This window comes from Wenyingzhuangia sp. IMCC45467 (assembly GCF_054111205.1).
Map to the genome: position 1 here is coordinate 2,546,332 of NZ_CM134196.1, position 13,463 is coordinate 2,559,794.

Consider the following 13,463-nt stretch of genomic DNA (forward strand, 5'->3'; position numbering starts at 1 on the left):
TTTTTTTGATATAAGAAAAGGCTAGTCATTTTTTGATTAGCCTTTTTTTGTAGAAATTTGTTTTTTACAAAAACCATTGTATATTTTTCTCGTATATAAAATATGAGAAAATTTAACTTATTATATATTTTTTTTTTGTGTTGTGTGCTTGCGTGTGGTAAACCTGCAGTTTCAGAAATTATTCAGGAGAATTCAATTGAGCTAGAGGTTATAGATCCTGAGGTTGTTCTAGAAAGCGATTACAAAATACTGTCTTTAGGAGATAGTTATACTATTGGAGAAAGTGTTTGTAGTACTTGTAATTATCCTGAACAATTAAAACAAAAGTTAATTAGCAATTTTACCAAAGTGGAAAACATCAATTTAAAAATTGTTGCTAGAACGGGTTGGAAAACAAGTAGTCTTTTAAGTGCTTTGGCATTACAAGAAGTTGATGAAGATTATGATTTTGTGACTTTATTAATAGGAGTAAATAATCAATATCAAGGAGTTTCTTTTCATGTTTATGAAAAAGAGTTTCCTGAATTGGTTAGCAAATCTATTGTTTATGCCAATGGCAATAAAAATCATGTGGTAGTTTTGTCTATTCCAGATTATGCTTATACTCCATTTGGAGGTGAAAATATTTCTATTTCAGAAGAAATTGCTGAGTATAATAGTTTTGCAAAAAGGTATTGCGAAACAAACGGCATTACTTTTTTAAATATTACAGACATTACAATGCAAGGTTTAAATAACCCAAATTTAGTAGCTAATGATGGTTTGCATCCATCGGCTTTGGCTTATGCAAAATTTGTAAAGAGGTTACTTCCTTTGTTTGTGGAAAAAATGATGAATTAAAACTTATAATTAATTCCTGTAGAAACACCCAATAAATAGGGTTTATTATCTGTATTACTAAAAGTTTGTGTTTGCATTTTTAACATAGGTGATAGGTTAAAAAACCATCTGTTGGTAAAATGATATTCAATAGCTGTTCCTAGGTTAAAACTAAAGTTTACATCATTTAAATTGGTTGCTTCTCCATTTGAATAAGAATAGTTAGGGTTTTGAATTTGTAAATTGTTTTTAGTTAAAAACAAACTACTTACTCCACCTACTAAATGAAATTGCATTTTGTTTGTTTCAAACAATTGATAGTTAATTTCAACAGGAATTTCTATATACCCAAAGCTTTGTCTTAGCTTATTGTTATTCTCGGTTTTTCTAACCTCGTTATCAGCATTAGAATCAATAAAAGTGATTTCCTCATTATTACTAATATTAGGAGTACTTACTGTTTGACTAGAGTTTGCAAATGACGAACTTCTGCTAATGCTTGATATGGCAATGTTTTCCGTTGTTTGTGCCAAATCTACTTTATGTATTCCTGTTTGTATTCTCCATTTTTTAGAAGCTTGGTACGCAATTTTTAGTCCAAAAGAAGTGGAGCTTTCTCCTTTTTTTGAAGCATTGTCTAAACTACTGTCTACTGGAGATTTATTAGAAATTGTATTGTAGAACAACTCAGATACCACGGGAGCAATGCTCCAGTACTTTGTTTTTTTTAGGGGGCTTATAACGTTTTCTTTTTCTATTACAGCTGCTAAGTTTTGTTTTTCACTAATGGAGGTTGTAGCATCTTTGTTTAAAATATTGGTGGAAATATTTGGTGTTTCTTTAGATGTGTTATTAGCAATTTTATTAGAGGGTTCGATTTGATTAAGGGTAGGGTTTGTACTAATATTTTTTTTTGGTTGTAGAGGGGGTGTCTCTGCAATTTTATTTTTTTTGTTTGTTGAGTTTTCAACAGTGTTTTTAATTTTTTCTGCTTTTTTAGCTAAAGTTGATTCTGTTTTTTTAAGTGTGTTCTTTTCAGTATAGGTACTGTCAGATTTTTTCTCTTTAACAATCTCTTTAGAAGCGGTTTCTGGTTTAATAAAATATTTATTAGTAAAAAGGAAGAAACCAATTAAAAATAAAGCAGCAACAGTACCTGAAAGCCACCAAATAAATCCTTTTTTAGATTTTTTAGGACTAGCCATAGATTGTTCAATTTTATTCCAAACTGCCGGATTTGGAGCCATTTCCAAGTCTTTTAGTTTTTCTTGAAACAATCTTTCTATGTTTTTAGGTTCCTTCATTTATAGGGAATTCAGGTTTTGTTGCTGATGAGTTTCTAATGATTTTTTTAATATTACTTTGGCTCTAGATAAATTAGATTTTGAGGTTCCTTCTGAAATCTCTAACATATTGGCAATTTCTTTATGAGAATAACCATCTAAAACATAAAGGTTAAAAACCAATCGGTATCTGTTAGGGAGTTTTTGAATGTGATTTAATAATTCATCAATACTAGTGTTTTCTTCATCAATTTCAATTGTTACATCATCCTCAATTTCTTCCGAAATTAACGGAAAAACTTTCTCTTTTCTATATTTTTCAAGAGCGGTATTAATTACAATTCTTTTCATCCAGCCTTCAAAAGATCCTTTGTGTTGATATTGGTTTATTTTTTTTAAAATAGTAATAAATCCATCGTGTAAAGTATCTTCAGCCTCTTGTTGGTTGCGCGAATATTTATAACAAACAGCATAAAGTTTAGCAGCAAACAACTCGTATAGCTTAGATTGCGATTGAGTTTTGTTTTGCTGACATTCTTTAATGAGTTTTTTAATATCCATACATTAAATTAACTATACTAATATAGTTTTTAATTTTGGCTAGGATCAATTACAGGTACTGTAAAGGTTTCGTAAACATCTTCGTTGTTTTCGTCTTTACCTTTCCAAATTTTAAAAATGTATTCTTCTTCTTGAGCGGCAGTTAATTTAAAAGTATAGTCTTTGTTAATAACAGGACCGGTAGCAGACACATCTTCGTTTACATAAGTAATAACGGCAACTATTCTTTCCTTGTTGTTGTGTTCAAAATACAGTTGATAAAAACTGTGAGAACTGTCAGGTAAGTTATAGTTAATAGTAATGTCGTACATTTCATTTAGCTCAAAAGAATCAGGTAGTGTTATAGATGCTACGGGAATGGTATCAAAGTGATAATTTTGATTGATGTCATCATCATCATTTAAACATGATGTTAAAAAAAATGCGAAAATTGAAATAAATAATAAACGTTTCATAATTTTTCTATTTAGGGTTGTTAATTGATAGATGCCTAAGTTTGCGAAAGGTTGCGTTAAAAACATCTAGATAATATAAAAGATGAATAAGGGTCAGCATAAAAATTAATCTAATCATAAAGCTTTGTTTTTAATGTCTATACAGTAGATGTAAAACTTTATAAAAGGTTGCGTGTTGTTAAATAATAAAGATGATAATTTATTTAACTAAAAAATTATTTGGTGTTAATTACCAAGGGAATGGTATAGGTAGAAGCTACAGGAATCCCTCTTTTTTGAGCAGGATTGATTGAGGGTAAAGTTTGAATGATTTTTTGAATTTCCAAAGACAGGTCTGGTAGTTTAATGTTTAGGGAGTCTTTGGCAATAATTTTATTGCACAAAAAATGTCCGTTTTTGTCAATAGTAAATTGAATTTGTAAAGTGTCTGTAATATTTTCTTTGGTGATGAGTTTTAATTGTTGAATTCGATCACTTATTTGGTTGTGTATTGTTTGTTCAAAGCAAGTTTTACTTTCTTCAAAACTTAATATCTCATCACAGTTTTTAAATTGTGGAAACTGGTCTATTTGTGTAAAATCAATAAATTCTATTTTTTTTGTACTCCCTTTGCATAAAATAGAGGTCACAGAACAAATCTTTTCGCAAGAGAAAAGAGTTAATGCTAAAAGAATGGCAATCAGTTTGTTCATGTGTAGCTTCTCAGTTGGTTCAAAAATACATTTTTTTAAGAAGATTGCTGTATATTGCTTTAAAAGAAAGGCTGTTATGGATTATATATTGCTGTTTTTTGGTTTTTTATTAGTCGTTGGCGGAATTATAGGTTCTTTTTTGCCCATTATTCCAGGTCCTCCAACAGGTTGGTTGGGCTTGTTGTTACTCCATTTAACCAATAAAGTAGAAAATAATTGGATGTTTTTAGGGATTACTTTGGCAATTGCTGTTTTGGTTGTAATTGCTGATTATGTAATTCCTGCCATTGGAACTAAAAAATTTGGAGGTAGTAAATATGGTGTATGGGGGTCTACCATAGGTTTAATTGTTGGGTTACTTTTTGCTCCTGTTGGAATGATTTTAGGAGTGTTCTTAGGGGCTTTTATAGGAGAATTAATAAATAATGCTAAAGATGTTAAAAAAGCAATTAGAGCTTCGATAGGTTCTGTAATTGGTTTCTTTTTTTCTACAGGAATTAAGTTGATTGTAGGAATTGTGTTCTTGGTGTATTATATGAAGATAGTGATAGAAAACAAAAATGGTTTCTTTTAACACAAATAGCTATAAATAAAAAAAGCAACCCGTAAAAGGGAAGCTTTCCATTGGTAATTAAACCCTAAAACTACTTGCGTAGTTCTACAACAACAGTACAAAGGTACTTTTTTTGATGGATTGTACACAATGGAATGCTGTTTATTTTAATTGTAGAATAGATAAATATAGATAATTCTTTTAAATTGTAGTTTTCGTTAATTCAATTTATCGCATTTTTGTATATTCAAATTAAATATTTAATAAATAAAATGAAATCAACAGAGTTTATTAGTGGATTGTCTCAACTTGAGATGTTTAATACTGATGAAAATCCTTGTGGATTGTTGTTGACTTCTGAGATTGAAAATCCTGATATAGATTTTTATCAGAAATTATCACTAGAAAAAGCTAAAAAAGTAGGAGCTGCAGGAGTTTATTTTAGAAAGTTCATAGATTCAAGTAGGTCTTCTAAACCTCAATTATATGTTTATGATTTTACATCTAGTGAACAAGATGTGGTTGATGTTCATAAGAATATTTGGAGTAGTACTGAGGTTAGGTTATATCTTATCATTACAAAATCAGAAATAAAGTTTTTTAACTCCTCAAAACCAGTTAAACAAAATAAAAAAGGGGAATTAGAAGTATCTCCATTTGAAGTTTTAAAAATTTCAGGAGAAGCTATTAAGAAATATAAAGAGTTTTCAGGAAAAAAATTTGATAATGGTTCTTTTTGGGAAGAAACTGAATATGATTTTGGTTATAGTGAGACGGCTTATGAAAAACTTATTTCACAACTTAAAGTAACAAGAAATAGATTTTTAGATGTTATAAGGCTAGACAAAAATATTGCTAACAAATTATTAGTTTTAGGAATTCTAGTTAAATATTTAGAAGAAAGGGTTGACATTGATGAAAAAGGAAATGAAACAAGAGTTTTTACTGCTGATTTTTTTAATCAAGAGATTTTTGGTTACTCAGAGAGTTTTATTGAAACAATAAGAAAAGGAAATAAGTATACGATAAGCCTATTTGATTATTTAAGTCATCATTTTAATGGGAAAATTTTTCATTTATCTAAGGAGTTCAAAGAACAAATAAGTGATAAAGATTTATCGCCACTCGCTGATTTCTTGTCGGGAACATTAGATAATAATCAATTTGTGTTTTGGAAACTGTACTCTTTCAATTATCTACCGATTGAATTGATAAGTAGTATTTATGAAATGTTTCTGGAATCAGATAATAATACAGGTGTTGCTTATACACCTTCTTATTTAGTTGGTTTTATGGTTGATGAATGTATGCCTATCAATCATCCTAAAAAGAATTTTAAAATCTTAGACCCTGCTTGTGGGTCTGGAATTTTTCTTGTTTCGGCTTATAAAAGAATTATTGATTGGTGGAGAGTTACTAATTATGAAAAAACAGGAAAATGGATTTTTCCTGGAAAAGAAAATCTAGACGAATTAAAAAGACTTTTAAAAGAAAGTATTTATGGAGTTGATATTGCAAGCGAGGCCGTAGATCTAGCTATTTTTAGTTTAAGTTTAACGCTTTGTGATATTTTATCTCCGAAAGTTATATGGGAAAATTTGCGTTTTGACAATTTAAATGAGAATGTGGTTAGTTCTGATTTTTTTGATTGGTATATAGAAAACAAAAATAAAGAATATGATTTAATTATTGGTAATCCTCCTTTTGTGGAATATGGAGTAAAAGATTCTAAGGTTATGAGTTTCATTTCAAATTTAAATTTAGAAGTACCAATCCCAAAATTTCAAAGTTCATTACTTTTCACTCTGGTAGGAATGAAGTTAGTTAAGGAAGAAAAAGGCTTACTTTCTTTTATTTTACCATCAGGCCCCTTATTATATAATAATTCCCAAAAACCAATAAACTTTAGAAAGTGGTTATTTAATGAGTATAATATTCCTCAAATTATAGACTTTACTTATTTAAGTAATATTCTATTTAAAAATAAAGGGAATAAGAAAAATGTTGCTGTGTCTGCATTTTTTTTAGAAAATAAAATTCCTGACAAAAATCCAATTTATCACGTTACAGTTAAAAAATTAAAGTCAGCAAAAGAACGACAGTATTTTGAAATCGATCATTACGATTTTCATAAAGTATGTAAAAATGATGCGTTAGAAAATCCTTTTGTATGGAAGTCTAATTTATTGGGAGGAGGTCGTTTGATTAGTTTGGTTAAAAAACTTTCAGAGTTTTCAAACTTAGGTAGATATTTAGAAGAAAAGGTAACGAAATCGGGATGGTCAATAGGTGTTGGTTTTTTTATTGGAAACAAGAAGAATAGAGATAATGATAAAGTAATTTTTAAACAACCAAGTATCTCGACAAATAAGTTTAATGAAGAAGGAATTAAAAATATAGATATAGTTCCGGTTTTTGAGCAGGAATATATTGAGGCTATTAGGAAGAAAGAAATATTTACTCCTCCCTTATTGTTAATTAAAAGAAGTCTTGGTAAAGAATCTATTCCAGTATATTATACTGAAAATTATCTCACATATAGAAATGAGATAGTTGGGATTCATTCGCCTCCAGAAGATAAAGATTTACTTTTAAAAATAAAAAAGCGTATTCATAAAAATCAATTATATCGCTTTTATTTAATTACAACAAGTGCTAGAGCAGGAGTAACAAAATCAACTTTTCCAGTGTACAAACAAGATATTATGAATCTTCCTTTTCCAGAAGATGAAAAAGACATTGAATTGACAAAGTTTGATGAAATTATAATTAATGATACTTTGACGTATGGTTTGGAATTTTTAGGAAAAGACACTAATGTGAAAGTTTTAGAAATAGCTTCTAAAAAAGAGTTAATTAGTTTTGGTAATGTGTTTTGTGAGGTCTTGAATTCTTTATTTGAAACTGAATTAAATAGATACTGTTTGCAAAATGTATATCAAACAGAAACCTTTATATGTACTATTTTTGAATACGGAATTGAAAGTGCTGTTTCAGAAATATTAAAAACAGAGGAAGAAATTGAAGATTATATAGCGGAACTTGTTTATAACAAAATAGGGATTAGTTATAGAATAAATAGAGTGTTAAAAATTTATGATGGAGATTTAATTTACTTAATTAAACCAAAAGAGTTAAGGTATTGGTTGCAATCAATAGCTTTAAGAGATGCTGATGAGACTATTATTGATCTTTATAAAGCAGGGTATTAATTATGTTAAAAGACAATTATAATTCAATATTAAAAATTCCTAGTCCTTCAATTAAAAAGGGAACAATCAAAGCAAAATTGATTGAGTTTTTAGAAGATGCATTATATGAATTTCAAAAACATTTTAAAGGAAAAGTAAGTGATTCAGAAGAAAGTCTTAATGAACAGCTAGGGAAAATATTAAGTTTTTATTCAAAATCACAGCCCTTTATTTTTCAGCCAGAAACAAAACAAAAACAAATAAAAGGAATTGATAGGCGAGTTGATATAGGTGTCTTTAAACATTATTTAGACCCTACTCCTTTTTTTACAATAGAGGCAAAAAGATTAACAAAAGCAATTTCTAAAAATCGAGAGAAAGAATATGTTTTAGGGAACGACAAGAAAAAGTTGTCTGGAGGTATAGAACGGTTTAAGCATAACATACATGGTGTTGATTTAAAACATAGTGCAATAATTGGATACGTTCAAGATGGAAATGTTAAAGATTGGTATAGTACTATTAATAGCTGGATTCAAGATTTAATTGATGAGAAAATAGACTCCTCATTAAACTGGTTTGCTAAAGACTTGTTAGTGAATAAGTGTGGGTTTAAAGATATAAGGTTGGTAAAATCTATTTCTGAAAATCTAAAAATAGATAAATCAACGATTGTTCTTAATCATTATTTTGTTAATTTAAAATAGAATATTTTTTTATTGTGTTAGTGATTGACTGGCCTGTTTGAGCTCTTTGTTTTTGTGTTGAACTTGTTTCAGCAAAAAAAAAACAAAAGCGAGTAAGGAAAGCACGATCCTGAATTTAGTGAAGGAGAACACCCAAAACACCTACAATGAAGCTTTAAAAATAACTTGTCATTTCTAGCATCCGAATTCTTAAGTTCTTATTATCTTTGCCAGCTAAGAATTAACGCATTATACATTTAAAAAGTACCAGCATGCAATTATCAGAACAAGAAATTGTAAGAAGAGAAAAGCTTGACAAATTAAGAGCTTTAGGAATTAACCCATATCCTGCAGATTTATTTCCTGTAGATAACTACTCTAAACAGATTAAGAAAGGATATGAAGAAGGAAAGAAAGTAGTAATTGCTGGACGTTTAATGCGAAAGAAAATTCAAGGAAAAGCTTCTTTTGGAGAAATTCAAGATGCCGAAGGAAGAATACAAGTATATTTTAATCGTGATGAAATTTGTACTGGTGATGACAAATCTTTATACAACGATGTTTTTAAAAAGTTATTAGATTTAGGTGATTTTATAGGAATAGAAGGAGAGTTGTTTAAAACGCAAGTTGGAGAAATTTCTGTGATGGTTCGCAATTTTAAATTGTTGAGTAAAGCTTTAAAACCATTGCCATTACCTAAAACAGATGCCGAAGGAAAAACGTACGATGAATTTAACGATCCAGAATTGCGTTACCGTCAGCGTTATGCAGATTTAGTGGTAAACCCACACGTAAAAGAAGTATTTGTAAAGCGTACCAAGTTGTTTAACGCTATGCGTTCTTTTTTTAACGATAAAGGATACTTTGAGGTAGAAACTCCTGTGTTACAACCTATTGCAGGAGGAGCATCTGCAAGACCATTTATTACACATCACAATTCTTTAGACATTCCATTGTATATGAGAATTGCAAACGAATTATACTTAAAACGTTTAATTGTTGGTGGTTTTGATGGCGTGTATGAGTTTTCTAAAAACTTCCGTAACGAGGGAATGGATAGAACCCACAACCCTGAGTTTACCGCTATGGAAATTTACGTAGCCTACAAAGATTACAACTGGATGATGGAGTTTACCGAAAACTTGTTAGAGCACTGTGCTATGGCGGTAAACGGAACTACAGATATTGTTTTTGGAGAACACCAAGTTAGTTTTAAAGCTCCATTTGCTAGAGTAACTATGGCAGATTCTATTAAGCATTTTACAGGTTTTGATATTACCGGTAAAAATGAAGATGAGTTAAGAGCTGCTGCTAAAGAAATGGGTATCGAAGTAGATGATACCATGGGGAAAGGAAAGTTAATTGATGAAATGTTTGGAGAAAAATGTGAAGGAAACTACATTCAACCAACTTTTATTACTGATTATCCAAAAGAAATGTCTCCGTTGTGTAAAGAGCACAGAGATAATCCTGAATTAACAGAGCGTTTTGAGTTGATGATTTGTGGAAAAGAAGTTGCCAATGCATATTCTGAATTAAACGATCCTATTGACCAAAGAGAACGTTTTGAGGCTCAATTAAAATTAGCAGAAAGAGGAGATGATGAAGCATCAAATTTTATAGATGAAGATTTCTTACGTGCTTTAGAGTACGGAATGCCTCCAACGTCTGGATTAGGAATTGGAATGGATCGTTTAATCATGTATTTAACTAACAATCAATCTATTCAAGAAGTATTATTTTTTCCTCAAATGAGGCCAGAGAAAAAAGCGATTGCTGTTGAGTTGACAGATAATGAAAAAGTAATTCTAGATATTCTACAAAAAGAAAGCGTAATGGACATTACAGCGTTAAAAAATGCAGCAGGCTTAAGTGGTAAAGGTTGGGATAAAGGAATGAAAGGTCTTAGTAAACACAACTTAATTAAAGTTGAGGTTGATGGAGATGCTAAAAATGTTGTATTACAAGAAGTGTAATTAATTATTATAATTTATAAAGAGCCTTGTTACTATGTAGCAAGGCTCTTTTTGATATAAAACAAATGTTAAAATTGATGAACGTCAATCTTAAAAGTTTGTTCTGTAGATAGTATTAGAGTATCTTTAGTTGTAAAAAAATAGAAAATCATGCTTAAGAAAATATTAAAAGGATTGGCCATTTTTATAGGAGTTATATTTCTGTTGCTGTTAATAATTCCTTTTGCCTTTAAAGGAAAAATAACCAAAATAGCCAAAGAACAAATCAATAATACTATAAATGCTAATGTTGATTTTCAAGATTTATCCATTTCCTTAATCAGAAATTTTCCAAATGTTTCTGTGGATTTACAAAACTTGTCAGTCATAAATAAAGCTCCTTTTGCTGGAGATACTTTGGCGGCAGTGGGACATACCTATATCAACATCAATTTAAAAAGTTTGATGGGTGATGTACCTCAAATCAATAGTATAAAATTAGCAGATGCTTATGTGAATGTAAAGGTAAATAAAGACAGTATTGCAAATTATGATATTACATTTCCATCCGAAGAAAAAGAAGAAATAGTTGAAGAAGATTCGGCTCCATTCTCTTTAGCTATTCAAGAATATAGTTTAGAAAATATCAATCTAACTTATGTAGATGAGGTGAGTAATATGAGTGCTAAGGTGGTGAACTTTAATCACAATGGTAGTGGAGATTTGTCTCAAAACAAAGTTGATTTAGATACCCACACCACAGCAGATGCCATTTCTTTTATGATGGATGAGGTAGCTTATTTAAAAGATTTAAAACTAAATTACGATGCAGTTGTAGGAGTAGATTATGCCAATGATTTAAAATTGACTTTTAAAAATAACGTAGCGAAAATAAACGATTTAAACTTAGCTTTTGATGGGGTTTTTGTGATGTTAAAAGAGGCTTATGATTTAGATTTTACTTTTAAATCGGAGAAATCGGAGTTTAAAAGTTTATTATCTTTAATTCCAAATGCATACACAGCAGATTTTCCAAATGTACAAACTACGGGAGCATTAGATTTTAGCGGAAAAGTAAAAGGACAATATTCTGATACAACCATTCCTACTTTAGATATTGTGTTAAAAACAGATGATGCAAGTTTAAAGTATCCGGATTTACCTAATAAAATAGAAAATATAAATGTAAATGCACAAATAATAAATACCACAGGGATTATAGATGATGTTGTGGTTGAGGTGAAAAACTTTGGATTTAAAATTGCTAAAGATGTTTTTACAGCCAACGCTTTGATCACCAAACCGATTTCAAACCCAACGGTAAAGGCAACAGTAAAAGGTCAAGTAGATTTAGGAAACTTAAAAAATGCGTATCCAATTCCTCCTTTAGAATATGATTTAAAAGGAATAGTAAAAGCTAATATTTCTACAGCATTTGATATGAATGCTATTGAAAAAGAGCAATATAATAAAATTGATAGCAAAGGGTCGGTTCATTTACAGGGAGTTACCGTTGGTTCTGATTTTACACCAAAACCTGTTTTTGTAAAAAATGCAGGCCTAGTTTTTAATACCAAAAATGTAACCTTACAAGAAACATCCATCACTACAGGAGATTCTGATGTGCAATTAAAAGGAAGTCTAGATAATATTTATGGATATGCGTTTTCAAACGGAATTTTAAAAGGAAATGTGTCGGCAACTTCTAGTCTTTTTAAAGTTGGAGATTTTTATGAAAGTGATACTACAGCTGTTGTTACAACAGATACTATTCAGAGTGAACAGTTTAAGATTCCAGAAAATATAGAAGTGAATGCCACGGTAAACGCTAAAAAGGTGATGTATGATGATATTGTGTTAACCAACTTTAAAGGAGGAGCATTGATCAATAATCAGAAAATAACATTTAAGAATGCAACAGCTAATATGTTTCAAGGTGGCATTGCATTAGATGGTTTTGTAGACACCAAGCCAAGAACTACTAAATATGATTTTGTAATGAAGTTAAAGCAATTAGACATCGCCAGTGCTTTTAACGGTATGGGAATGTTGCAAAAAATAGCTCCAATCATTAGTGCTTTTAGCGGTCGTTTTGATACGGATTTAGATGTTAAAGGAGTTTTAGGAAACGATTTTATGCCAGATTTATCCCAATTAACCGGAGATGCTTTTGCCAATTTACAAGTAGATAAAGTAGATACAAGCAAGAATAAGTTTTTAAGTTTGGCAGAAAATAAAATGAGTTTTTTAGATTTTGATAAAACGGATTTAAAAGATTTACAAACCAAAGTAACTTTTAAAGATAGTAAAGTAAATGTACAGCCGTTTACCATGAAAGTAAAAGGAATTCCTGTAACTATTGGCGGAACGCATAGCTTTGATAATGAAATTGCTTATGACTTAAAGTTTGATTTACCAGCTAAGTATTTAGGGAAAGAAGCAGCAAGTTTGGTGAGTAAATTAAGTGGAGCGGATCAAGAAAACACAAAAGTTCCTTTGGCTGTAAAAGTAGGTGGTACTATTACCAAACCAACCGTAATGCCTGGAATGAAAGATGCGGTGAGTGCTTTGGCAGCAAAGGTTGTAGATAGCCAAAAAGAAAAGGCAAAAGAGAAAGTAAAAGATGAAGCATCTAAAAAAATTAATGAGTTACTAGGTGTTAAAAAAGATTCTACCAAAACGGAGCAAGAGTCTGTAAAAGAAAAAGCGAAAGAAACAGGTAAAAAAATAATACAAGGTTTGTTTGGTAAATAGGATTAAATCATAGATATAAGATTCTCTGAAATGAGTTCAGAATGACGATTGAAAAATGATCTTTAGAAAAACAAAAAGCACCCGAATAGGTGCTTTTTGTTTTTGATAAAAAAAGTGTTTTTTACTTCTCTACTTTTAAAATATCTTTAATCAATTCTTCAAATTGTTGTTTTGGTAATGCTCCTTGAGCCATTTGTGGTTTTTCACCTTTTGGGCAAAATAATAAAGAAGGGATAGAACGTATTCCAAAAGCACCAGCCAATTCTTGCTCAGCTTCTGTATCTACTTTATAGATATTTATTTTTCCGTTGTATTCTTTCTGTAAATCTTCTAGTAATGGAGCTAAAGCCTTACAAGGTCCACACCAGTCAGCATAAAAATCGATGATTGCAGGAACCTCTCCAGCAAAATCCCATTCCTGAGATTTTTCAAAATTAAATACTTTGTCTAAAAAATCTTGTTTGGTTATTGTTTGTACCATTCTGTTGTTGTTTTGTTTTTTCAAATATATTAT

General features: G+C 30.1%; 11 protein-coding genes. 6 read left to right on the forward strand and 5 right to left on the reverse strand.

The genetic code is table 11. The features are described from left to right. Positions 1-102 precede the first annotated feature (102 nt). Positions 103-840, forward strand: coding sequence for an SGNH/GDSL hydrolase family protein (locus ACXGQT_RS10900; RefSeq protein ID WP_457828628.1), 738 nt, complete (start codon positions 103-105; stop codon positions 838-840). Here the strand turns inward: ACXGQT_RS10900 and ACXGQT_RS10905 are convergent. From ACXGQT_RS10905 to ACXGQT_RS10920, 4 genes are all read right to left on the reverse strand, one after another. After that, positions 837-2,123: an outer membrane beta-barrel protein gene (locus ACXGQT_RS10905; protein WP_457828629.1), complete on the reverse strand. Its 1,287-nt coding sequence runs from the start codon at positions 2,121-2,123 to the stop codon at positions 837-839. The two genes, ACXGQT_RS10900 and ACXGQT_RS10905, sit on opposite strands and share 4 nt — an antisense overlap. Continuing rightward, on the reverse strand, positions 2,124-2,663 hold the full coding sequence (locus ACXGQT_RS10910; RefSeq protein ID WP_457828630.1) for an RNA polymerase sigma factor: 540 nt from the start codon (positions 2,661-2,663) through the stop codon (positions 2,124-2,126). Between the two features lie 29 nt (positions 2,664-2,692). Then, complete coding sequence (locus tag ACXGQT_RS10915) at positions 2,693-3,118, reverse strand: hypothetical protein (protein ID WP_457828631.1); 426 nt, start codon at positions 3,116-3,118, stop codon at positions 2,693-2,695. A gap of 215 nt (positions 3,119-3,333) precedes the next feature. After that, complete coding sequence (locus ACXGQT_RS10920) at positions 3,334-3,810, reverse strand: hypothetical protein (RefSeq protein WP_457828632.1); 477 nt, start codon at positions 3,808-3,810, stop codon at positions 3,334-3,336. A gap of 76 nt (positions 3,811-3,886) precedes the next feature. On the opposite strand from ACXGQT_RS10920, the gene ACXGQT_RS10925 reads away from it, so the two are divergent. The 5 genes from ACXGQT_RS10925 (at position 3,887) to ACXGQT_RS10945 (ending at position 12,949) form a co-directional block, all read left to right on the forward strand. Then, positions 3,887-4,384, forward strand: a complete 498-nt coding sequence (locus ACXGQT_RS10925; protein WP_457828633.1) for a DUF456 domain-containing protein — start codon at positions 3,887-3,889, stop codon at positions 4,382-4,384. Between the two features lie 251 nt (positions 4,385-4,635). Further along, on the forward strand, positions 4,636-7,575 hold the full coding sequence (locus tag ACXGQT_RS10930) for an HsdM family class I SAM-dependent methyltransferase (protein ID WP_457828634.1): 2,940 nt from the start codon (positions 4,636-4,638) through the stop codon (positions 7,573-7,575). Positions 7,576-7,577: 2 nt separating this feature from the next. Further along, positions 7,578-8,261 carry a hypothetical protein gene (locus ACXGQT_RS10935; protein ID WP_457828635.1) on the forward strand — a complete coding sequence of 228 codons (684 nt, stop codon included), beginning with the start codon at positions 7,578-7,580 and terminating at the stop codon, positions 8,259-8,261. Between the two features lie 251 nt (positions 8,262-8,512). Next, complete coding sequence (gene lysS / locus ACXGQT_RS10940) at positions 8,513-10,216, forward strand: lysine--tRNA ligase (RefSeq protein ID WP_457828636.1); 1,704 nt, start codon at positions 8,513-8,515, stop codon at positions 10,214-10,216. Between the two features lie 150 nt (positions 10,217-10,366). Then, the gene (locus ACXGQT_RS10945) at positions 10,367-12,949 is read left to right on the forward strand and encodes a hypothetical protein (protein ID WP_457828637.1); all 2,583 of its coding nucleotides are present in this window, start codon (positions 10,367-10,369) and stop codon (positions 12,947-12,949) included. 121 nt (positions 12,950-13,070) lie between these two features. Here ACXGQT_RS10945 and trxA read toward each other — a convergent pair whose 3' ends face one another. Next, positions 13,071-13,430, reverse strand: a complete 360-nt coding sequence (gene trxA / locus ACXGQT_RS10950) for a thioredoxin (protein ID WP_457828638.1) — start codon at positions 13,428-13,430, stop codon at positions 13,071-13,073. Positions 13,431-13,463 lie beyond the last annotated feature (33 nt).